Origin of the sequence: Nakamurella lactea DSM 19367, from assembly GCF_000426645.1 — a bacterium.
Taxonomy (GTDB): domain Bacteria; phylum Actinomycetota; class Actinomycetes; order Mycobacteriales; family Nakamurellaceae; genus Nakamurella; species Nakamurella lactea.
The window spans coordinates 35,908-57,388 of record NZ_AUFT01000007.1 but is presented as its reverse complement, the minus strand read 5'-3'; the positions used below and the strand labels follow the sequence as shown (position 1 = coordinate 57,388).

Sequence of the window (21,481 nt, the reverse complement as noted above, 5' to 3'; positions counted from 1 at the left end):
TCGGCGCGCGGATCGACGATCCCGGGCTTACGCTCCGTTGGCCCGTCGCCAGACGGGTGCGGGAGATGCCGATGACTCACGAACTGGCCGTGCGGCCCGAGGCGGCCGGACCGGAGACGACCCCGGCACTGTCGCGTGCCCAGATGAACATCATCTTCGCCACGATCATGCTCGGCATGCTGCTGTCCGCCCTGGACCAGACCATCGTCTCGACCGCCCTGCCGACCATCGTCGGCGACCTCGGCGGCGCCGGCCACATGAGCTGGGTGGTCACCTCATACATGCTGGCGGAGACCATTTCCACCGTGCTGGCGGGCAAGTTCGGCGACCTGTACGGCCGGAAGATGCTCTTCCAGATCAGTGTTGTGGTCTTCATCGTCGGCTCACTGTTCTGCGGGCTGTCGCAGAACATGTCGATGATGATCGCCTTCCGGGCGATCCAGGGCATCGGCGCCGGCGGGCTGATGGTCACCGCGACCGCGCTGATCGGCGAGGTCATCCCGCTGCGGGAGCGGGGCAAGTACCAGGGCGCGTTGGGCGCGGTGTTCGGCGTCACCACGGTCCTCGGGCCGCTGCTGGGCGGCCTGTTCACCGATCATCTTTCCTGGCGGTGGGCGTTCTACGTCAACGTGCCGATCGCGATCATCGTCATTCTGATGGCCGCCCGGACGATCCCGGGCATTCGGACCGGCAGCAAGCCGAAGATCGACTATCTCGGCGTGCTGTTCGTCGCCCTGGGATCGACCGGCCTGATCCTGGCCACCTCCTGGGGCGGGACGCAGTACGCCTGGGGATCGGCCACCATCATCGGGCTGTTCGCCGGGTCGCTGATCGCGCTGGCGATCTTCGTGCAGGTCGAGCTCCGCGCGGAGGAACCGATCCTGCCGATGCGATTGTTCCGGGGCCGGGTGTTCACCATGGCCTCGCTGCTGAGCTTCATCGTCGGATTCGGGATGATGGGCTCAATCACCTTCCTGCCCACCTTCATGCAGTTCGTCGGCGGGGCCACGGCAACCAGCTCGGGATTGCGGATGCTGCCGATGGTGATCGGGCTGCTGCTGACCGCCATCGCCAGTGGCGCGTACGTCGGCCGGACCGGGAAGTACCGAGTGTTCCCCATCGTCGGATCAGCCGTGATGGCCGTCGGGTTGTTCCTGCTGTCCCGGCTGAACCAGGACACCAGCGTCATCGTCGAGACGCTGTACCTGTTCATCCTCGGCGCCGGCATCGGCCTGATGATGCAGATCCTGACGATCATCGTGCAGAACACCGCCGACTACGCCGATCTCGGCACCGCAACGTCCGGCGTCACTTTCTTCCGCACCCTCGGCGGTGCGTTCGGCGCCGCCGTGCTCGGCACCATCTATTCCAACGGAATCGCCGACTCGCTGCCGGCTGCGATCGTCGCCTCCGGGATGTCGCCGGAGGTCGCCACCAACCCGATCGCGCTGAATGCCCTGCCGGACACGGTTGCCGCGCCGGTGGTTGCGGCCTACGCGGACGCCCTGCACAACGTCTTCCTGTGGGCCATTCCCGTTGCGCTGCTTGCTTTCGTCGCGGCGCTCTTCCTGCCGCAGGTCGCCTTGCGGGACGGCATCCGGCCGGCCGCCACCGGGGAGGGCTTCGCCGTTCCGGAACCCCCGGACGCCGAGGCCCAGCTGGAGAAGATCGTCGGCGAAGTGTTGCGGCGTCATGGCCGGGCGGCCGCAGCCTCGGTACTCGCCGCGTCCGGCACCGCCATGGACATCCCGACGATCTGGGGAGTCCTCGGCGTCTACCTGCGGGAAGAGATCACCAGTGCGCCAAGAGTTGTCGACATCGAGCGGCGGGTCGGCATCCCTGCCGGCGTGCTGGATTCCTTCTACCGGGACATCGTGGCGGCAGGCTATCTGCGTCGCGACGGTGAGGTGCTCCGGCTCACCGATACCGGTAGGGCCGAAGTGGACCTGATCATTCAGGCGGTCCGGACCTGGGTACGGGAGCAGTTGGCGGATTGGTTGCCCGCCAAGGCCGGCGACGTCGGTGGGGCCGGCGACGTCGGTGGGGCCGGCGACGTCGGTGACGTCGGTGGGGTGAAGGACGCGCAGATCGACGCCGCCCTCGACCGCATCGTGGTGCGCATCGTCCGGGAGGACGCCCTGCGCGACCTGACGGCCCTGGTCTCGGCATAGCGCCCGTCGAGCTCTCGGGTCATCGATCGCGGTCGGAGTGTCCGTGCCCACCCGCACAATGGTCGGATGCGGCAGATCAGCGACGAGCAACGAAGGATCCGGCTGGCCCGACGGCAGGCACTGGCCACCGACTGCCGGGTCGACTCGGTGGAGGCCGCCGCCAGGGCGACGGTCTGCCTGCATGCAACCGAACCGTCGAGCGTGCATCTGGCGGCCTGGGCGCGCAGCGGAGCCAGTCGGGCGGACGTCGACCGATCGCTGTACGCCGATCGGTCGATCGTCAAGCAACTCGCCATGCGCCGCACCGTGTTCGCCTTCCCCCGCGACCTGCTGCCGGCGGTCTGGGGCAGCGCGTCCGCCCGGGTCGCCAGCACCGAACGGGAGCGGCTGGCCCGTGACGTGGAGAAGTCCGGGATCGCCCGCGACGGCCGGCGCTGGGTGACCAGGACCACCATGGCGGTGCACGAGCTGATCGCCGAACGCGGTCCGCTGACCACCACCGAACTACGGGCGGCGATACCCGCCCTGGACAAGCGATTCCGGACCGGCCGGACGGACAGCAAATGGGGTGGCGAGTTCCCGATCGCGCCGCGGGTGCTGACCGCCCTGGCGGCGTCCGGCCGGATCGTTCGCGGCGACAACGCCGGCGGTTGGAAGGCGTCGCGGCCTCGCTGGACCCTGACCGGCGACTGGCTGCCGGACGGGCCGAGCCCGAGCACCGGGCCAGGACCGGTCACGCCGGACCTGGGATACACCGAGCTGGTGCGGCGCTGGCTGGAGCGCTTCGGACCGGGCACCGAGGCCGACATCGTCTGGTGGCTCGGCGCCACCAAAACCGCGGTCCGCCGGGCTCTTACCGACCTCGACGCCGTCGAGGTGGCGTTGGCGGACGGGGTCGGCTGGGTGCTGCCCGACGACCTCGACCCGGAGCCCGAAGTGTCGGACTGGGCAGCGTTGCTGCCGGCCCTCGACCCGACCACCATGGGTTGGAAGCACCGCGAGTTCTATCTCGGACCTCACCGGGACAAACTGTTCGACTCCGCGGGCAACGGTGGCCCCAGCGCCTGGTGGAACGGCCGGATCGTCGGTGGCTGGACCCAACATCCGGACAGCGGCGACGTGATCGTGGTGCCGGCCGAACCGCTCGACCCGGCGGCACGTCGCGCTCTGGACGACCGAGCGGCGCGGCTCACCGAATGGTTGGACGGCGAGCGGGTCAACTCGATCTATCTGTCACCGTTGGGCAGATCCTTCGCACCCTGAAAGGTGCGGGAGCGCGAGGTCGCACTCGGACAGCCCATCCAATTTCCAGACCAGCGCTTCGCGCACCCGGCGCAGATGGTCGTGCAGGTGAGCTTCGCGAAGTCATCGATCAGGGTTGAGCTGGCTGCCGCGGCAGCTGAGGAGTCGGCGGAAACGTCTTGATTGACGATCGGCCCGGGATACATATTGCTCTCACGGCGCTGGCCAGGCTGAATGGGCTTCGTGGCTGGCACAGTGTTCCTTGGCCGCGGAGGCACACCCGACGATGAACGGGACGTGTGGCATGAGGCCTACTCGGGGGTCGAGCGCGTTCTGTACCGGCCCTTCGCCCTTACGGGGTAAGCATCGTTGTGCGATCAGGGATGGTTGCGGTTAAACGTGTTCAGGGCGGCGAACGCTCTGGCGGCGACAGTCATCTCGATGAGGTTAATCCGGGACCCCTGGCTATCTACCGCGCAACAGGTTGCCCGCGGATAGGATCCGGCGATGACATGGTCCATCGTCGCCCGCGATCCGGAGACCGGGTCGTTCGGCGCCGCCGTCGCCACCAGGTTCGTCGCCGCCGCCGGCCTATGTCTGAATGTGACGCCAGGGACCGGCGCCGTCTGCACCCAGGCGATGATCAATCCAACCTACGGTCCCAACGGCCTGCAGCTGCTCGGCGGCGGCGCCGCCGCGTCGGACGCCATCGCGCAACTGCTCGCCGCTGACGCGGGGCGCGATCATCGTCAGGTACATGCGGTGGACCGCAACGGCACCGTCGGTGCCGCCACCGGGTCGGCGTGCCACGACTGGTCGGGACACCGCACCGGGGTCGGGGTGAGCGTTGCCGGCAACCTGCTGGCCGGACCAGCGGTCGTGCGGGAAACGTTGGCACGCTACGAATCCGCCGCCGACCTGCCGTTCGCGGAACGCCTACTGGCGGCGATGGAGGCGGGGCAGCAGGCCGGTGGCGACCAGCGTGGTCAGCAGTCCGCCGGGATCCTCATCCACGGCGCCGAGGCCTACCCCGACCTGTCCCTCCGAGTCGACGAGCACCCGACGCCGCTGGCCGAACTGCGCCGCATCTATCAACTCTGGCTGCTCGACTTCGCCGCCGCCCGCAAGTACATGGCGACCCACGACGATCCCGCCGGTGTCTACGACGAAGCGGTGATCGAGGCAGAACTACAGCGGCGCCTCGCAGACCCGGCGGCGCGGACCTTCCCGGTCTGAGCACCGCCGGCCAGGTCCGGCCGGGCCCAGCCGTCAGCAGCTCAGTTGGCCAGGGCCACCGCGATCGTGTCGGCGGTCTGCTTCCAGATCGGACTGGCCGGATCGATCACGGTGAAGTGATTACCCTTGTCCTCCAGCAATTCCACCTGGTCGCCGGCGGACCGTCCGGCGCGGACGTAGCGCCGACTCATCTCCCGCAGGTCGGCACCGTCATCCCTACCGACCACCACCAGCTGACGAACCCCGATCGGCGCCCGCGACAGCGGCGAGGCCGCTGCGTAGGCCGCGGGTAGGTCCTGCGGCGTACCGCCGAGAGCGGTCGGCACCGCACCGTTGCCCAGGTCGCGCCGGTGTGTCTCGACCAGGTCGACCAGACCGGCCAGCTGCACCACCAACCTCGGACGCACGGGCACGGGCGCATCGAGTGCCGCCGAGCGCGCTTCGTCGTTCAGGTCGGCGGCCAGTTGCACCGCCAGCTGCCCGCCCGCCGAGTGCCCGACCAACGCCAGCCTGCCAGGATCGATCGGCAGCTCGGCGGCCAGCCGGTTCAGGTGGGCGACGCCGGCCCGGACGTCGGCGACGGTGGCGTCCCAGCCGTGCCGATCCGGCGATCGGTATTCGACGTTCCAGCTGGCGATGCCGCGCTCGGCGAGGTCGACGGCCAGAGCGTCCATCAGGTCCAGTTGCCAGCGGGCCCGCCAGAAACCACCGTGCAACAGGGCGACGACCGGCTGCCGCTCGCCGCTACCGCCCGGTGCCGCCAGGCGCAGCGCGCCGTACTGCGCTGGATCATTCCCGTAGGCGGACAACCGCTCCGGCCACCGGCTGCCGTGGTGGAGAGTGCGGAGCGCCCAGAGCACCCCCTCGATGCCGCGACCCTGGATGTGCCGGTGCAGGCCAGGACTCGGATCGGTGTCCCGCAGGTGCAGATCCACCCGGACGATCTTCGAGCCGCCGAGCCGGAGGTCGACCAGGTCGGGCGCGTCCGGCGCGGGGACCAGCACTACCGGTCGGTCGGAGTCCGCCGCCGCGTCCAGCCCATCGAGAGCCGTTGCCAGGTCATCGATCCAGCACAGCTGCGCCGAACTGCCCAGCTCGACGCACTCCTGCTCGATGAGCTCGGTGAACAGCTCCTCGTCGACCGGTTGCCGCTGCACCACGAGGCGGACCGCTACCGGCGACGGGCCGCTCACGCGTGCAATCCGATGCTGTCGTCGCGGACCACGTCGCCGCCCTTCATCACCCAGCGCAGCGAACGCAGCGCCGACACGTCCTGGGTCGGGTCGCCGTCCATCGCGATCAGGTCCGCATACTTGCCCGGTTCGACGGTGCCGATATCGGCGTCAGCACCGAGCCATCGGGCCGGCCCGATGGTGGCCGCCCGGAGGGCGGCGGGGGGCGTCAGCCCGAAGGCGGCCATGTGCTCGAGTTCCCGCACGGTTGCCGTGGTCCCGCCGGTCTCCTGGTAGGGCGGCATGTCGCTGCCGAGCAGCATCTCGACCCCGGCCGCCAGCGCCAGCTGGTAGCTCTCGACATGCCGCGGCCCGGCGTCCAGCGACCGCCGTTGCATCCACTGCGGAACACCGAGGGTGTCGAAGAAATCGCCGCATCGGGTGACGATCAGGGTGGGCACCAGGCTGGTGCCGCGCTCGGCCATCAGCGCGGCCACCGGCTCGGTGAGCTGGTAGCCGTGTTCGACGCAGTCCAGACCGAGACGGACTGCCTGCTCGATGATCGGCGCCGGTCCGGCATGCGCGGTCACCCGTCGACCCCAGGCATGGGCCGTCTCGATCACGGCGGCCATCTCGTCGACGGTCAGCTGCGGGGTGTCGATCGCCTCGTGCTCACCGGCGATGCCACCGGAGATCATCACCTTGATCAGGTCCGCGCCGGCGCTGATCTGCGCCCTGGCTCCGCGCCGGAAGTCGTCGGCGCCATCACACTCGAGGGTGTCGGTGCCCTCGTACCCGTGGCCGCCGGTGCAGACCAGGGCGCGCCCGGCGCTGAAAATCCTTGGACCGACGGCGGTTCCGGCATCGATGGCGGCCCGGATGGCAAATTCGGCATGGTCCTTCTCGGCGACGCACCGCACCGTCGTCACCCCGGAGTTCAGGGTGCGCCGCGCCCCGTCCGCCATGTAGAGCGCCAGTGCGTGCGGGGAGAGCGCGCTGACCGCACCGCCGCCCGGTCCCGGCAGCGACAACGAGAAGTGGGTATGCATGTTCAGCAGGCCGGGCATCACGAACGCCCCGCCCAGATCCAGCCGCTTGGCCTCGGGCGCAGCAGCGGCCAGCAGCTCGCCCTCCGGCCCGATCGCACTGATCCGGTCGCCCTGGATCAGCACCGCTTCGCCGGCCCGCGGCTTGTCGTGCACCCCGTCGACAACGGAGCAGTGATGCAGCACTATCTGTTGGTCGGCGTGCATGCTCGCCCTTCTGCGGTCGGGATCCCAGCAACGCGTGTTTACCATAGACGAACTAAGTTCATCGTGGCTATATTGCCGGGGTGTCGTCATCCGAGCCCGCCCCCGTGCGAGAGGCCGACGCATTCCTGCAGACCCTCGCCTCGGTTCCACCCGATGCGGTCACCGCCTGCCGCGGCTGGACCGCCCACGAACTGATCGCCCACCTGGCCTCCGGCGCCGACGCACTCGCGGATCAGGTGGAAGCCCATCTGCAGGGCCGCCCGGTTCCGGAGTTCGGTGCCTGGCAGGTACGGGAACCCCCGTACCGCGCGATGGACGACGGCGCACTGCGCCGTCGCCTCGAGGCGGCCGAGGCGCGGATGACGACGGCCTTCCGGGCCGCGCTGACCATCGACCCGGACCTGACCGTGCCGGCCGTCGGCTGGGGGCTCCCGATCGTCGAGTTGGACACGCACCTGCGCCAGGAGTTCGCGATCCACCGGTGGGATCTGACGGGTGACGACGAGATCGGCGTCGAACTGCTCGGTCGTCCGGCGCTGTTGAGCCACTCGGTGCGACTTCTCAGTGATTCGCTGCTGCGGGTCGGTCTCGAGCGGGACCCGGAACCCGGCGAACCGCTGACGGTGCGGCTGCGCTGCGCGGGCGCGCCGGACCTGCTGCTGGCGGTGCGCGACGGCGTCGGCGCCCTGTCGCTGGAGACACCCGCTGACTGCGCGGATGTGGTGGAGAGCGACCCGGCGGCGCGGCTGCTGCTGCTCTGGGGCCGGCGCCCCGCCGACTCGCGCCGGGTGCGCAGCAACCTGTCCCCGCAGCGGCTGGCCCGCGTGCAGACGATCCTGGCCGGGTACTGATGGCATCGGCGACGGACCTGCATCCGTATGTCGAGTTCCTGTTCGACGCCGATCCGATCCTGGCTTCCGAACAGGGCGACGACCGCGGCAGCGATCGGCTCGGCGACATCGAACCCGAGGCCATCGCCGACCAGGACGCCCGGCGTCGCGAGTTCCTCGCGCAGGCGGAGGCACCGGCACGGGCGGAACCGGCGACCGGGAGCCGCGAGTGCCTCGAGCACGCTCTGCTGCTGACGGAGCTACGGACGGCGGTGCGACGCGCCGAGACCGAACAGGTCTGGCGGCGCGCGCCCTACTGGTACGCCGAGCGTCTCGGTCAGGCGCTGTCGGTCCTGATGACGCCGGACGGATCGGCCGCCGAGGCACTGCTCGGCAGACTACGGGCGCTGCCCGGCTACCTGCGGCAGGCGCAGCGCAACCTCACGACGGACACGCCCCAGCTTTGGGCCGAGATGGGCGTCACCGCATCCATTGGCCTGCAACGGTTTCTCACCGGCGCGGTGCCCGGCTACGCGGCCGAGCTGCCGGCCGCCCTGGGCGCGGACATCCGGCGCAGTGCCGAGGCGGCCGCAGCGGCGGCCGGCGGCTACACCGGCTTCGTCGAAGAGCTGGCCGGTCGCGCCAACGGCACCTGGGCGGCCGGCACCGAACACTTCGATTTCCTGTTGGCGACCTACCACCATCTCGACCTGGACGCCGCCGGCCTGGCCGAGCACGGCCGCGACCTGGTCGAGCGCGATCGTCGCGAGCTCGTCTCGTTCGCCGCCAGCCTCGACCCGGAATCCGGTTGGCAGCAACAACTCGACCGGATCAAGGACCATCACCCGGAGCCGTCCGACTTCCTGCGGACCTACGAGACCGCGATGGGCAACGCGCAGCAGCACACCCGCGAACACGATCTGGTGGGGTTGCCGGACGGGGCCGTCTGCGAGATGGACTGGGTCCCCGAGTACCAACGGGCCGGCCTGCCGCTGGGGGTGATGTCGCCGAGCCCGCCGTATGCTCCCGGGCTCCGCAGCGGGTTCCTGATCACCCCGGCCGACCCGGCGGCCAGCCCGCAGCAGCGCCGGGAACACATGCGCGACAACTGTTTCGTCTTCGCCACCTCGATTGCCGGGCACGAGACCTACCCCGGCCACCACGTGCAGTACGTGCACCACAAGCTCGGCACCGCCCGGGACTCGATCGGACGTTATTTCAGCACTCCGCAGTTCGTCGAGGGCTGGGGCCTGTACGTCGAAGACCTGTTGGAGGAGACCGGGTTCATGGCCGACGAGCGGGTGCGGCTGTTCAAACGCCGGAACAGCCTGTGGCGCGCGCTGCGAGTAGTGATCGACGTCGGCCTGCACACCTCGGCGCTGACCATCGATTCCGCGACCGAGCTGATGCAGCAGCAGGCGGGCATGGACCGGCACATGGCCGCCGGCGAGGTGCAGCGGTACGCCCGGCACGACAATCCCACCTACCCGTCGTCGTACGTGCTGGGCCGGGACCTGCTGCACCGGATCCGCGAGCAGTACCGGCGACGGGCCGGTTCCCGATTCACCTTGCGCGAGTTCCACGATCGACTGCTGTCGTTCGGGTCGCCGCCGCTGGCGTTGCTGCCCCCGGACCTCGACCTGCCGGATTCGGGGCATTGACGCGACCCGCCGGGCAGTGTTTAGTGTCACCAAAGCTCGTTTGGTCACGCTTTACAGCGCAGCGATCTCGCTATGGAGGAAACGGCATGCCCGGTTCGGCTCGACGAGGAACGCACACCACTCTTGCGCTGCTGGCGGCAGCCACGCTCGCCCTGGCCGGCTGCGGCAGCAACGCCGAGGACAACGCCGCCGCCGCCGGCACCGCCGCCACCGCGGACGGCAGCGCGGCGGCGACGCTCACCGTCGATGCCTCGTTGGTGGTGAAGACGCTCGACCCCGGCCAGGTCTACGAACCGACCGGCAATGTGCTGGTGCACGCGCTGTACGACACGCTGGTCACCTTCGACGGCGCGGACATCAGCAAGCCCGTCCCGAGTCTGGCGAAGTCGTACACCGCTGCCGACGACGGCAAGAAGTTCACCTTCGAGCTGAACCCGGATGCGGTCTTCGCCGACGGCACCCCGGTGACCTCCGCAGACGTGGTGTTCAGCCTGAACAGGTTGAAGAACCTCAAGGGCAGCGCCTCACCCATCGTCAAGGACCTCAGCGTCGATGCACCCGACCCGCACACCGTCGTGGTCACCAGCAGCACCCTGAACCCCAACGTGCCAACGATTCTCGCCGAGCCCTACGCCGGGATCCTGAACTCCAAGCTGGCCAAGGAGAACGGCGGCACCGACGCTGCCGACGCCTCGTCCACCGACAAGCTCACCAACTACCTCAATACCAACGCCGCCGGCAGCGGCCCCTACCTCATCGAGTCGTTCGATGCGGCGTCCCGGATCGTGCTGAAGGCCAACCCGAAGTACTGGGGCACGGCCCCGAAGTTCGGCCGGGTGGTCTTCCAGAACATGGACGTGCAGAACCAGAAGCTGACGATGTCCAAGCTGCCACAGAACGAGCTGGCGCTGGACCTGGCGGGCGATGCGCTGACCGGACTGCCGAAGGAACTGCAGCAGTCCGGCAGCGCCGACAGCTACTACCAACTCCGACTGCAGAACGACCCGGCCGTCAGCAAGGTGACCTCCAACGCCGACTGGGTGGCGGCGCTGCAGGCGGCGATCGATTACCAGGGAGTGGCCGCGTTGTTCGGTCCGGCGGGTAAGCCCGCCGCCGGTATCGTGCCGACCGCCTACGCCGGATCACTGCCCGAGTCCGAGGCCCAGAAGCAGGATCTGCCCAAGGCGAAAGAACTGCTGGCCAAGTCCGGCGTCGGCGACCAGTCGGTCAAGCTGCTGTACCCGGCCATCACCTTCGGCGGGGTGGACCTGGGCACCATTGCGGCGAAGGTCCAGAGCGACGCAGAGAAGGCCGGGATCAAGATCGAGTTGGACCCGGCGCCGATCGCCTCCTTCCTGGACCAGCGCAAGGGTGGAAAGGTGCCGTTCAGTTTCAGCCCGCAGCTGCTGGACTACCCGGTCGCCGCCTCCATCGTGGCCGACCTGATGCCGGGCGGGCACACCGCCGAGGCCGCGGGCTGGACCGCCGAGCGGGCGGACAAGGAGACCGTCGCCGCCGCCGAGAAGGTGCTCAGCGCAAGGGATTCCGCCGACCAGGTGGAAGCGCTGCACGACTGGCAGCGACTGATGATCAACAACTCGCCGTACATCACCCTGGTCTACAACTCGACGACCGTGGTGGCCGGTCCCAACTTGAAGGACGCCGTCTTCTCGGCCGCCGGCTGGACCGTCGACGTCGCGGACATCGGCACGAATTGAGTGAGACCGCCACGCCCGCAGCGAGTCTGCCGGACGATCCGGGTACCCTGATCGATCCGGATGGCGACCGCCCGGCCGCCCGATCCGGGCGTTCGAGGTCCCTACTGCGGTTCATCGTCAAGAAGCTGCTCACCACGATCGGGCTGCTGTTCGGCGTCACCGTGTTGACCTTCCTGCTGGTGCAGGCGGTTCCGGGCGACCCGTCGACCACGAACCTGACCGAGGCGGCCCAGCAGGACCCGGAGATCGTTGCCGCCTACAAGGCGAAGTGGGGCCTGGACAAGCCGCTACCGGTGCAGTACCTGACCTACCTGAACAACCTGCTGCACGGCGACCTCGGCACCTCGCAGAGCACCGGGAACTCGATCCTGTCCGATCTGGCCAAGTACGTGCCGGCGACCATCGAGCTCGCCATCCCGGCGATGGTGCTGTCCCTGCTGATCAGCATCGGGCTGGGCATGTGGGCCGCCGTCCGCAAGGATCGGGCGGCCGACCACACCATCAGGGCCGGTGCCCTGATCGGCCTGTCCACTCCGTCGTTCTGGCTGGCCATCGTGGCGCTGTACATCTTCTTCTACGTGCTGGGCATCGCACCGAACGGTGGCCGGCTCAGCACCAAATTCCGTCCGCCACAGGACATCACCGGGATGTACACCGTTGACGCATTGCTCACCGGTCGCCCGCTGGTCTTCTGGGACGCCCTGTGGCACCTGGCGCTACCGGTACTGGTGCTCACCAGCCTCACGGTGTCGATCCTGATCAGGTTCGTCCGGTCGGCGATGCTCGAGGTCCTCGACCAGGACTACGTGAAAGCCGCCTACGCCAAGGGACTTCCGCGGTTCACTGTGCTGCGCCGGCACGTGCTGCGGGCCGGTCTGGTGCAGGTGGTGACCGTCGGCGGCCTGGCGTTCGCCTCGCTGCTGTCCGGGACGGTGCTGATCGAGCAGATCTACAGCTGGCCGGGGATCGGGCAGTACGCCTACCTGGCCGCGCTCAACCTCGACCTGCCGGCGATCATGGGTGTCGGCCTGTTCGTCGCACTGGTCTACATCCTGGTCAACCTGTTGATCGACGTGCTGTACGGCATCATCGACCCACGGATCAGGGTGTCATGAACGAGCTCGCGAGCCAGCGGCCGACGAAACCCGTTGCCGGTGAGGTGATCCTGCCGGCCCGTCGCTGGTTCGGTATCCGCCCGGGCCGGCCCCGTCCGGAACGGCCGGCGCGGCCGCCGGCCAGGGCGCTGACGGCGGTGGCGATCGTCATCCTCGTCGGTTGGTTGATCGTCGCGATCGCGGCGCCGCTGATCGCGCCGTACGACCCGCTGGCGCAGTCCGGGCCCTACTATTCGGCGCCGTCGGCGGCGCACTGGTTCGGCACCGACCAGCTCGGTCGGGACATCCTGAGCCGGATCGTCTACGGCTCGCGGCTGTCGCTGCCGCTCGCCGTGGCCATCGTCGCGCTCGCTCTGGCGATCGGCGGCACGCTCGGACTGCTGGCCGGCTACATCGGCCGGTGGGTCGACGAGTCGCTGATGCGGCTGACCGACCTGGTGTTCGCCTTCCCACCGATCATCCTGGCGATGGTGGTGTCGGCCGCCTTCGGGCCGAGCGCCCGCAATGCGGTGCTGGCCCTCGTCCTGGTGTCCTGGCCGACCTATGCCAGGGTGGTGCGCAGCGCTGTGCTGTCGATCCGCGGCTCCGATTTCCTGCACGCCTCCCGGCTGCTCGGCGTCGGCCCCTGGCAGGCGTTGCGTCGTGACGTACTGCCGAACAGCGTCGGCCCATCGGTGGTGCTGGCCAGCCTGGAATTGGGCAATGCGGTGCTGATGCTGGCGTCGCTGTCGTTCCTGGGCCTCGGGCCCCGGCCGCCGGCGCCGGAGTGGGGCGCGATGATCGCGGCCGGCGCCACCGACCTGTCGAAGTGGTGGGTGAGCATCATTCCCGGCATCGCCATCCTCACCGCGGTGCTGGCGTTCAACCTGCTCGGCGACGCGGTCCGGGACTGGCTGGACCCGCGCAGCCGGAGGCGCGGATGAGTACCGGCGAACCGCTGCTGACGATCGACGGGCTTTCGGTGTCGCTGCCGGGACCGGCCGGGCCGGTGCCGGTGATCAAACAACTCGATCTGCGGGTGGACGCCGGCGAGATCGTCGGCATCGCAGGGGAAAGCGGATCGGGCAAGAGCCTGACAGCACTCACGCTGTTGAACCTGCTGCCACCGGGAGCCGTGGTCGGAGGGTCGATCCGGTTCGACGGCCAGGACCTGCTGTCCCTGGACCGGCGGGGCTGGCAGGGCGTCAGGGGCTCGGGGATCTCGATGGTCTTCCAGGACTCGACCGCCGCCCTGCACCCGATGCTCACCATCGGCCGTCAGCTCACCGAGCACATCCGGGCGGGGCTGGGTCTGGGCCGGGCAGCGGCCCGGACCCGAGCCACCGAGTTGCTCGACCAGATGCGCATCCCGCATCCGGATCGCGCCCTGCGGGCCTATCCGCACCAGTTCTCCGGCGGCATGCGACAGCGGGTGGCGATCGCCATCGCGCTGGCCTGCCGGCCCCGGCTGTTGATCGCCGACGAACCGACCACCGCGCTGGACGTGACCGTGCAGGCCGGCATCCTGGCGCTGCTGGAGGAGCAGCGGCGGGAGAGCGGGCTGGCGGTGCTGTTCATCACCCACGATCTCGGCGTGCTGTCGGCGCTGACCCGGCGCGCGTACATCTTCTACGCGGGGCGGGTGATGGAAAGCGGCGGCACCGCCGACCTGCTGACCGCACCCGCCCACCCCTACACGGCAGCATTGCTCGGTGCCCGGCCGCACGGCCTGTCGGCGCAGCGCACGCTTCGGGCGATTCCCGGTGCGCCGGTGCTGCCGGACCAACTGCTCCCCGGCTGCCCGTTCGAGCCGCGCTGCACCTTCGCCGAGGACAGCTGCCGCTCCGGGCCGCCGCCGCAGGTGCCGACCACGTCCGGCCGAACGCTCGCCTGCGTGGTGGCGCCGGACCTGACCGGTGAGCCGGTGGTGAACAGATGACCGCGCTGACGATCGAACAGGTCGAGGTCAGCTACCGGGCACGCGGGCGCGGCTCGGTGCGGGCGGTGGCCGGGGTCGACCTGCAGGTGGCTGCCGGCGAGGTGGTGGGCCTGGTCGGCGAGTCCGGTTGCGGCAAGTCGTCGCTGGCCAGGGTGGCGGCCGGGCTGACGGCGCCCACCGCGGGCCGGATCCTGATCGGCGACACCCCGGTTGCCCCGGTCGGCTGGCGCCGGCGGCCGGCCGCACTGACCCGGCTGCAGATGATCTTCCAGGATCCGGGCGGCTCGCTGAACCCGCGCCGGACCATCGAATCGCAACTGCTGGACGGCATTCCGGCCGACCTGACCGGCAGCGCGCGGACCGAACGGTTGGTGCAGCTGCTCGAACGGGTGGGCATGTCCGATGACGCCCGCCGGCACTATCCGCACCAGTTCTCCGGCGGCCAGCGACAGCGGCTGGCGATCGCCAGGGCGCTCGCCACCGAACCGGAGATCATCATCGCGGACGAACCGGTGACGGCCCTCGACGCCTCCGCGCAGGCGCAGGTGGTGTCGCTGCTGCTGTCGCTGGTCCGCGAGCTGGACGTCGGGCTGCTGTTCATCTCGCACGATCTGGCGCTGGTGCACGAGATCGCCGATCGCACCGCCGTGATGTACCTCGGCAAGATCGTCGAACAGGCGCCCACCCGCGCGCTGATGGCCGCTCCGCGGCACCCGTACACCCGGGCGCTGGTCGAGGCGATCCCGCAGATCTCCGCGCACCCGAACCTGCCGAACGTGCTGCGCGGCGAGGTTCCCGACCCCGCTCAGGTACCGTCCGGCTGCAGGTTCCGGCCCCGTTGCGCCCACGCCCGCGCCATCTGTCTGACCGAACCGCAGCTACGAGAGGTTCCCGGGGGCCTGGTCTCCTGCCATCGGGTGGAGGAGATTGCTGCGGAAAATGGTGTCACCGAATTGAGTGTCGCCAAGAGGAGTGTCACCGAATCGAGTGTCACAGGGGAGATAGCGATGGAGGCATCCGAATGACCGAGCGAGTGCGCGAGAGCGATGGCGAGATCGCCGACGCCGTCCGCGCCATGTATGCCGCCTACCCGGAACCGGCACGGTTCGACCTGCACCTGCATCCGGCGATCACCATCTGGGAGACCGATCAGCCAGGGGACCGGATCGGGCTGCCCGAGTTGACCGAGCTTCGTCGAAGGCGCCGGGCGGTCGAGCCGGAACCCGGCGGGTCGTCCAACGCGGTTCCGGTGCTCTCGGTCGAGGATCTACTCATCGACCGCTGGGGCGACACCGCCGCGGTGGCGCGGTATGTGTTGCGGGCGACCGGCACGGGCGAGGAAAGTGCGTTCCGGGTGACGGATGTCTGGGACCGCGCGGAGACCTGGCGGATCGTCCACCACCATGCCGAAGCGCTCTGACGGGGAGGGATCACGCACATGTTGGGCGAAAGATTGCGCGAACTGCGGCTGCGTCATCAACTGACTCTCCGCGAACTGGCCACCGAGGCCGAGTTGTCGCCCGCGCTGTTGAGCCAGTTGGAGAACGGCGTCACCGATCCCAGCCTGTCGACGCTGCGGAAGCTGGCCTCCGTCTTCCATGCCGAGGTCTCCACGCTGTTCAGCGAACCGAACGCGCCGATGGTGCATCTGTCCCGCCCCGGCGAACGGATGCAGCTCACCGCACCGCTCGGCGAGATCAGCTACGAGCGGCTGACGCCGGGCCGCGGCGACCTGGAAGTGTTGCAGGCCCGGATGCGACCCGGTGACGTCAGCTCGTCGGAGCGCCGCGGACACGAGTCGACGGAGTGCATCGTGGTCCTGGAGGGTGAGGTGGTGGTGGAGATCGGGGACGACCGCCACCTGCTGCACTCCGGCGAGGCGCTGACGTTCGATTCCCGGCTGCTGCACCGCTTCTGCAATGAAAGCCTCGAACCGGCGGTGTACCTGCTGGCCGTCACCCCGCCGGTGCCGTGAGTAGCCTTCCGGCCGAGCCGGTGCGCAACGTCACCCTCGGCCTGCAGACCGACAAGAAGGCGGCCGACTACGTGCGGCTGGGCGTGCTGGCCGAGGCGCTCGGGTTCGACGGGATTTCGGTGTTCCACGATCTCGGCTTCCAGCCGGCGCTGTTCCCGCTGCTGGAAATCGCCCGCGCCACCAGCCGGCTCCGACTGGGCCCGGCATGTCTGAATCCCTTCCTGCTGCACCCGATCGAGATCGCCGGCCAGGCGGCAGCGCTGGATCTGGCTTCGGGGGGCCGGGCCTACGTCGGCCTGGTCCGCGGCGCCTGGCTGGAGCGGGTCGGTGTCGTTGCCGACCGCCCGCTGCTCCGGTTGACCGAGGCGGTCGAGGTGGTGCAGCGGCTGCTGCGCGGCGACGACAGTGCCTACCAGGGCGAGATCTTCTCGCTGACCGAGGGCACCCGGCTGCTCTACCCGCGGGAACGCGATCGGGTGGACATCCTGCTCGGCACCTGGGGTCCGCGCGGGTTGGCGCTGGCCGGCCGGTGTGCCGACGAGGTCAAACTCGGCGGCTGCGCCAACCCGGAGATGGTCGCGCACGTCAGGTCGGTGCTCGACGCCGCCTGCGATGCCGCCGGACGCCCGCGATCATCGGTCGGGATCGTCGCCGGCGCCGTCACCGTGGTGGACGAGGACGGCGCCGCCGCGCGCCGCCGGGCCCGCACCGAAGTGGCCATGTACCTGGATGTGGTGGCCCGGTTGGACGTCACGGTCACCGTGCCCGAGTCGGTGCTCGGCCCACTGCGGCAAGCCCTTTCCAGGGGCGACGCCGAGGCCGCCGGGCGACTCATCCCGGACGCAGTGATGGACCGCTTCAGCTTCGCCGGCGACCCGGCGACCGTCGCCGAGCACGCGGCCCAACTGTTCGCCGCCGGCGCCACCCGGGTGGAGTTCGGCACCCCGCATGGCCGCACCGACGAGTACGGCGTTGAGTTGATCGGCAAGCAGGTACTGCCGGCACTGCGCGGAACGACGGGAGACCAGGAATCCGGATGAGCGTCAGAACCATTGCCGACACGCTGCTGCGCGAGCTCGCCGGCGTCGATCCGACCGCGGCGCAGGCGCTGGGCGACGACTCGGCCGGGCCGATGCCGGCGCTGTCGCCGGCCGCCTTCGACACCCGGAGGGCGGCCCAGCAACGAGCGCTGCGCTCGCTCGCCGCGGCCGGCCCCCCAGCGCCGGCCGATGCGGTCCTGGCGGCCGCGCTCACCGAGCGGCTCAGCAGCGACATCGCCCTCGACGAAACGGGTTTCACCCGATCACTGCTGGCGCCGCTGGCAACGCCGGTGCACCAGGTGCGCGAGGTCTTCGACAATCTGCCGCACGAGAACCGGCAGCAGTGGGAGCGGGTGGCATCCTGTCTCGGGCAGGTGCCGCAGGCACTCGCCGACTACACCGAGACCCTGCGATCGGCCGCGGCCGCCGGCCACCGTGTTGCGGCCCGCCAGGTGTCCGGCGCCGCCGCCCAGTGCGCGCAATGGGTTTCACCGACCGGCGACGACTTCTACCGCCGGCTGATCGCGGATGCCCCCGACGTGCCCGGACTGGCCGGCGGGGCGAGCGCCGCCACCGACGCCACCGGCCGGTTCGTCGACTTCTTGCGCACCGAGCTGTTGCCGGCCGCGCCGCAGCACGACGCGGTGGGCCAGCAGCGGTACTCGGTGACGGCCAGGGCGTTCCTCGGCGACGTGGTCGACCTGGCCGACACCTACGAGTTCGGCTGGCATGAGCTAGCTCGGCTGACGGACGAGATGACAGCGGTAGCAAAGGATCTACGGTTCTCCTCGATCGAGGAGGCCGCGGCGGCGCTGGACGCTGATCCGGATCAGCAGCTGGCCGACCCCGACCAGCTGCTCGGCTGGCTGCAGGGCAGGGTCGACGAGGTGACCGATGCGATCGACGGCACCCACTTCGATCTTCCGCCGGCCGCCCGCCGCGCCGAGTGCCGCCTGTCGGCCGCCGCGTCCGGCGTCATGTACTACGCCCAGCCGGACGCCGCCTTCACCCGACCGGGCCGGATCTGGTGGGCGCCGCGGGCCGGCGGCGAACCGTCGTTCGCCTGGCGCGAGGTGACAACCGTTCACCACGAAGGGGCGCCGGGGCACCACCTGCAGATCGCGGTGGCAATGGCCGAACCCGATCTGCATCCGTGGCAGCGGTCGATGGCCCACGTGCACGGATACGTCGAGGGCTGGGCGCACTACGCCGAGCGACTGTGCGACGAGCTCGGACTACTGCGGACCCCTGGCGAGCGGTTGGGCATGCTGTACGGCCAGCGCTGGCGGGCGGCCAGGATCGTCATCGACATGGGGCTGCATCTGGGACTGCCGATCCCGGCGGGCAACGGTTTCACCGAGGCGACCGAGTGGACCCCCGAGCTCGGTGTGGCCGTGCTGCGGGCGGCGTCCGGGTGCGACGAGGCCTCGGCCCGGTTCGAGGTCGACCGCTACTTCGGCTGGCCGGCGCAGGCGTTGGCCTTCCGGGTCGGCGCCCGACTGTGGCGCCAGGTGCGCGAGACTGCCGAGAGCCGACCAGGTTTCGATCTGCGGGCGTTCCACATGGATGCCCTGCGGCTCGGACCGCTGGGCCTCGGACCGCTGCGACAGGCGCTGATCGGAGACTCCCGTGGCTGACGGCACACCGAGCGATGGCGACATGGAGCTCTTCGATCTGCGGGTGACGGTGGAGCGGATCGAAGGCCGCTCGGTGTGTGGCCTGGCCGTCGGCGACTGGTTCGAGCTGGTGAACAGCGCCGAACTGCGCCTGCCGGACGGCAAGCACTTCTGCATCTTCGCGTTGCAATCGGTGCTGCCGCTGCTGCCCGCCAAACAGCGGCAACTCCCCGAGAGCGATTGGCTGGAAAGGGATTCGCTGGTCTGCTGTCCGGACCCGGAGGAGCGCGTGGTGATGCGCATCGAGCGGATCGGCAAGCGCCGGATGAACTCCTCGGACCTCACTTGACGTTCCTGGCGCCGACCCTGCTGGCCACCTCCGGATCGGTGGCGGTCAGTCCAGCCAGACGACGATGCCGGTGTGATTGCTGAGCACCGCTGCCGCGCCGGCGCGAACCGCGCGGGCCGCCCGCTCCGGGGTGAACGAAGTCGGGTCGTAGGTCGATGAGGCGCCGAGGCCCTCGCCACGAAATGACGCGCCGGTCCAGTCGGCTGCGGTGACGTTGTGCGTCGGTTCGGCGAGTTCCGCGCCCACCACCAGGAAGTTCTGCTGCAGATGCGCCGCGGTGATCAGGGCCATCGGGTCGATCAGGTCGTTGCCGGCCACGATGACGAGATCGAGCCGGAGATCGATGGCCTGGGTGGCCTTGTCGATGATCTGGTGGTGGTCGGGGACAGTGATGTGCTGCAGGTCGACGCCCTCCTGGCCGGCCCACTCGTCGATGGCGGTGACCAGGGTGGTTGTCGGCCCGTCGGTGCCCATCGACAGCAACACGGCCCGGTAACCCTTCGGCGGGTGGACCCTGTCCCAGGAGCCCGCCGACGGGGTGATCGTGCCTTCCGGGGGTGGGGGGTTCTGGGCGTCGTAGAAGTCCTGCCCCACCGTTGCATGGGGCAACGGGGACGTCGAGGCGTTGGCACCGGTCCGGGCGTTGCCGGCGCAGCCGGTGAGCAGCAGCAGGCAGCAGGCGGCGACTGCGGAGAGGACACCACCGGGGCGGGAACGCAGGTGCAACGGGATTCCTTTGTGCGGGTGACGAGTGCGGGCGCCGAGTGCGTACTTCCTATCGGAGGAGCGTGAACAGCAGAAGTCGGCCGACCTTCCTGCGGCCCGTGTTGTCCGGCTGTTCGTCATCCGGACATCTGCCCGACATCGGGGTGCGGGACCTTGCGACGGCCCACGATAAGGAGATTCATGCCCGTCCGTCGATTCCGGTTCGCCGCGTTCAGCGTGCTGTTCTGTGCTGCTGTCAGCGTTCTCTCGGGCCTCGCCGGCGCGACACCCGCTCTCGCACACGGCTTCTCCACGGCTGTGTACGTCGACATCACCGATGGCAGCCAACCCGGCCACGTTCGGACCCAACTCGACGTCGAGTACGACCTGTACCTCGTGTCGGTGGCCCAGGCCGAGAAGGACGACCCGCTGTACCGGGCCGGTATGCCGGCCTGGGAGAACAGCGACCTGCCCGGGCAGCAGCTGGCCCTGAACACGCACCGGACGAACGCGCTCAAATACCTGACCGACCGGTTCGTGCTCTCCGCCGGAAGCACCGCCTGCACGCCGGCGCAGGTCGGTGACTTCGTCGTTCACCTGCGGGATGTGCCCTATGCCACCGTGGTTCTCGACTGGAGCTGCCCCGAGCAGGAGCACGACCCGAAGCACGGCGTGACGAGTTCGTTGTTCGCCGATGACGAGGGCTTCGTGAAGGGCGCCGAGACGATCGTCACCTATCACCTCGACGGCCGCTCGGGCAGCGCCGTCCTCGACCGGAACAACCCGACGCTCTCGATCCAGCAGAGCGTCGGCAAACGGTTCTGGGAGTTCTTCCGGCTCGGCGCCGAACACCTCTATACCGGACTCGATCACCTGCTGTTCCTGCTGGCGTTGATCGCCGGCTCTCGACGGCTCCGGGAGATCGTTCTCGCCGCAACGGCTTTCACTCTTGCCCATTCGGTGACTTTCATCCTGGCGGCACTCGGCGCGGTGAAGGTGTCGGCATCGGTCGTCGAGCCCTTGATCGCGTTGTCGATCGCGGTGGTCGCCGGCTGGCACCTGTGGCGATTGGTGGTGCGCCGCGGTCACGCCTCCGACATCGAGACCGACCAGCACGGCCACTTCGCCCTGGATCGGGCCGGCTGGACCCGGCTCGCCGTGGTGTTCGCCTTCGGACTGATCCACGGCCTCGGGTTCGCCGGCGCGCTCGGCATCGACGAGGCGTTCTCCTGGTCGCTGCTGTGGTCGTTGCTGGTCTTCAATCTCGGCATCGAGTTCGTTCAGCTGGCGATCATCGCGCTGCTGTTCCCTGCGCTTGCGCTGCTCCGCCGGCACCGACCCGTCGTCGCCAGGTGGGTGACCGGGTTGATCGCCGCCGGCGTGACGGTGCTGGGGTTGGTCTGGTTCGTCCAGCGGCTGCTCTGACGCAGCTCGGCGGACGTGACGCCTGTTCACCGGGGAACCGTCATTCATTGCTCCC

Annotated in this window: 19 protein-coding genes; 16 read left to right on the top strand and 3 right to left on the bottom strand. The window is 69.5% G+C overall.

The genetic code is table 11. The features are described 5' to 3' along the window. Positions 1 to 71: 71 nt before the first annotated feature. From K340_RS0108190 to K340_RS0108175, 3 genes are all read left to right on the top strand, one after another. Positions 72 to 2,171, top strand: a complete 2,100-nt coding sequence (locus K340_RS0108190) for an MDR family MFS transporter (protein ID WP_051265685.1) — start codon at positions 72 to 74, stop codon at positions 2,169 to 2,171. A gap of 66 nt (positions 2,172 to 2,237) precedes the next feature. Beyond that, positions 2,238 to 3,434, top strand: coding sequence for a winged helix DNA-binding domain-containing protein (locus tag K340_RS0108185; RefSeq protein ID WP_029136361.1), 1,197 nt, complete (start codon positions 2,238 to 2,240; stop codon positions 3,432 to 3,434). A 486-nt stretch (positions 3,435 to 3,920) separates the two neighbouring features. After that, complete coding sequence (locus K340_RS0108175; RefSeq protein WP_029136360.1) at positions 3,921 to 4,649, top strand: DUF1028 domain-containing protein; 729 nt, start codon at positions 3,921 to 3,923, stop codon at positions 4,647 to 4,649. A gap of 41 nt (positions 4,650 to 4,690) precedes the next feature. Here K340_RS0108175 and K340_RS28360 read toward each other — a convergent pair whose 3' ends face one another. Both K340_RS28360 and K340_RS0108165 read right to left on the bottom strand, forming a co-directional pair. Next, positions 4,691 to 5,842 carry an alpha/beta hydrolase gene (locus K340_RS28360; protein ID WP_051265470.1) on the bottom strand — a complete coding sequence of 384 codons (1,152 nt, stop codon included), beginning with the start codon at positions 5,840 to 5,842 and terminating at the stop codon, positions 4,691 to 4,693. Next, the gene (locus tag K340_RS0108165; RefSeq protein ID WP_029136359.1) at positions 5,839 to 7,074 is read right to left on the bottom strand and encodes an amidohydrolase family protein; all 1,236 of its coding nucleotides are present in this window, start codon (positions 7,072 to 7,074) and stop codon (positions 5,839 to 5,841) included. The genes K340_RS28360 and K340_RS0108165 overlap by 4 nt, the downstream gene beginning before the upstream one ends. Before the next feature lie 80 nt (positions 7,075 to 7,154). Between K340_RS0108165 and K340_RS0108160 the strand changes: the two genes are divergently transcribed. The 12 genes from K340_RS0108160 (at position 7,155) to K340_RS0108105 (ending at position 19,296) form a co-directional block, all read left to right on the top strand. Next, a complete protein-coding gene (locus K340_RS0108160) occupies positions 7,155 to 7,925 on the top strand; it encodes a maleylpyruvate isomerase N-terminal domain-containing protein (protein ID WP_161632075.1) in 771 nt (256 codons plus the stop codon). Further along, positions 7,925 to 9,565, top strand: coding sequence for a DUF885 domain-containing protein (locus K340_RS0108155; RefSeq protein ID WP_029136357.1), 1,641 nt, complete (start codon positions 7,925 to 7,927; stop codon positions 9,563 to 9,565). Before K340_RS0108160 ends, K340_RS0108155 begins: the two co-directional genes overlap by 1 nt. An 86-nt stretch (positions 9,566 to 9,651) precedes the next feature. Beyond that, complete coding sequence (locus K340_RS28355) at positions 9,652 to 11,283, top strand: ABC transporter substrate-binding protein (protein ID WP_051265468.1); 1,632 nt, start codon at positions 9,652 to 9,654, stop codon at positions 11,281 to 11,283. Then, positions 11,280 to 12,398 (top strand): ABC transporter permease, encoded by a 1,119-nt coding sequence (locus tag K340_RS0108145; RefSeq protein WP_211229328.1) that lies wholly within the window; start codon positions 11,280 to 11,282, stop codon positions 12,396 to 12,398. The genes K340_RS28355 and K340_RS0108145 overlap by 4 nt, the downstream gene beginning before the upstream one ends. Beyond that, entirely contained in the window at positions 12,395 to 13,321 is a 927-nt protein-coding gene (locus K340_RS28350) for an ABC transporter permease (protein WP_084614179.1), read from the top strand. Before K340_RS0108145 ends, K340_RS28350 begins: the two co-directional genes overlap by 4 nt. Further along, positions 13,318 to 14,316 carry an ABC transporter ATP-binding protein gene (locus K340_RS0108135; protein ID WP_029136355.1) on the top strand — a complete coding sequence of 333 codons (999 nt, stop codon included), beginning with the start codon at positions 13,318 to 13,320 and terminating at the stop codon, positions 14,314 to 14,316. Before K340_RS28350 ends, K340_RS0108135 begins: the two co-directional genes overlap by 4 nt. Continuing rightward, positions 14,313 to 15,341 (top strand): ABC transporter ATP-binding protein, encoded by a 1,029-nt coding sequence (locus tag K340_RS28345; RefSeq protein ID WP_084614178.1) that lies wholly within the window; start codon positions 14,313 to 14,315, stop codon positions 15,339 to 15,341. The genes K340_RS0108135 and K340_RS28345 overlap by 4 nt, the downstream gene beginning before the upstream one ends. After that, entirely contained in the window at positions 15,338 to 15,736 is a 399-nt protein-coding gene (locus tag K340_RS0108125; RefSeq protein ID WP_029136354.1) for a hypothetical protein, read from the top strand. The genes K340_RS28345 and K340_RS0108125 overlap by 4 nt, the downstream gene beginning before the upstream one ends. Before the next feature lie 18 nt (positions 15,737 to 15,754). After that, complete coding sequence (locus tag K340_RS0108120) at positions 15,755 to 16,291, top strand: helix-turn-helix domain-containing protein (RefSeq protein ID WP_029136353.1); 537 nt, start codon at positions 15,755 to 15,757, stop codon at positions 16,289 to 16,291. Beyond that, positions 16,288 to 17,331 (top strand): LLM class flavin-dependent oxidoreductase, encoded by a 1,044-nt coding sequence (locus tag K340_RS0108115; RefSeq protein ID WP_029136352.1) that lies wholly within the window; start codon positions 16,288 to 16,290, stop codon positions 17,329 to 17,331. The genes K340_RS0108120 and K340_RS0108115 overlap by 4 nt, the downstream gene beginning before the upstream one ends. Then, positions 17,328 to 18,968 (top strand): DUF885 domain-containing protein, encoded by a 1,641-nt coding sequence (locus K340_RS0108110; protein ID WP_029136351.1) that lies wholly within the window; start codon positions 17,328 to 17,330, stop codon positions 18,966 to 18,968. The genes K340_RS0108115 and K340_RS0108110 overlap by 4 nt, the downstream gene beginning before the upstream one ends. Continuing rightward, on the top strand, positions 18,961 to 19,296 hold the full coding sequence (locus tag K340_RS0108105; RefSeq protein ID WP_029136350.1) for a TIGR04076 family protein: 336 nt from the start codon (positions 18,961 to 18,963) through the stop codon (positions 19,294 to 19,296). The genes K340_RS0108110 and K340_RS0108105 overlap by 8 nt, the downstream gene beginning before the upstream one ends. Positions 19,297 to 19,341: 45 nt before the next feature. Here the strand turns inward: K340_RS0108105 and K340_RS0108100 are convergent, their stop codons facing one another. Beyond that, positions 19,342 to 20,022, bottom strand: a complete 681-nt coding sequence (locus K340_RS0108100) for a hypothetical protein (protein ID WP_029136349.1) — start codon at positions 20,020 to 20,022, stop codon at positions 19,342 to 19,344. 180 nt (positions 20,023 to 20,202) lie between these two features. On the opposite strand from K340_RS0108100, the gene K340_RS0108095 reads away from it, so the two are divergent. Beyond that, a complete protein-coding gene (locus K340_RS0108095; protein WP_051265466.1) occupies positions 20,203 to 21,426 on the top strand; it encodes a HupE/UreJ family protein in 1,224 nt (407 codons plus the stop codon). Positions 21,427 to 21,481 lie beyond the last annotated feature (55 nt).

Excerpts from the sequence above, each read along its gene's own strand:
- K340_RS28345 (WP_084614178.1), top strand. The coding sequence starts at position 14,313 with ATGACCGCGCTGACGATCGAACAGGTCGAGGTCAGCTACCGGGCACGC.
- K340_RS0108175 (WP_029136360.1), top strand. The coding sequence starts at position 3,921 with ATGACATGGTCCATCGTCGCCCGCGATCCGGAGACCGGGTCGTTCGGC.
- K340_RS0108120 (WP_029136353.1), top strand. The coding sequence starts at position 15,755 with ATGTTGGGCGAAAGATTGCGCGAACTGCGGCTGCGTCATCAACTGACT.
- K340_RS0108190 (WP_051265685.1), top strand. The coding sequence starts at position 72 with ATGACTCACGAACTGGCCGTGCGGCCCGAGGCGGCCGGACCGGAGACG.
- K340_RS0108095 (WP_051265466.1), top strand. The coding sequence starts at position 20,203 with ATGCCCGTCCGTCGATTCCGGTTCGCCGCGTTCAGCGTGCTGTTCTGT.
- K340_RS28355 (WP_051265468.1), top strand. The coding sequence starts at position 9,652 with ATGCCCGGTTCGGCTCGACGAGGAACGCACACCACTCTTGCGCTGCTG.
- K340_RS0108135 (WP_029136355.1), top strand. The coding sequence starts at position 13,318 with ATGAGTACCGGCGAACCGCTGCTGACGATCGACGGGCTTTCGGTGTCG.
- K340_RS0108125 (WP_029136354.1), top strand. The coding sequence starts at position 15,338 with ATGACCGAGCGAGTGCGCGAGAGCGATGGCGAGATCGCCGACGCCGTC.
- K340_RS0108110 (WP_029136351.1), top strand. The coding sequence starts at position 17,328 with ATGAGCGTCAGAACCATTGCCGACACGCTGCTGCGCGAGCTCGCCGGC.
- K340_RS0108165 (WP_029136359.1), bottom strand. The coding sequence starts at position 7,074 with ATGCACGCCGACCAACAGATAGTGCTGCATCACTGCTCCGTTGTCGAC.
- K340_RS0108185 (WP_029136361.1), top strand. The coding sequence starts at position 2,238 with ATGCGGCAGATCAGCGACGAGCAACGAAGGATCCGGCTGGCCCGACGG.
- K340_RS0108155 (WP_029136357.1), top strand. The coding sequence starts at position 7,925 with ATGGCATCGGCGACGGACCTGCATCCGTATGTCGAGTTCCTGTTCGAC.
- K340_RS28350 (WP_084614179.1), top strand. The coding sequence starts at position 12,395 with ATGAACGAGCTCGCGAGCCAGCGGCCGACGAAACCCGTTGCCGGTGAG.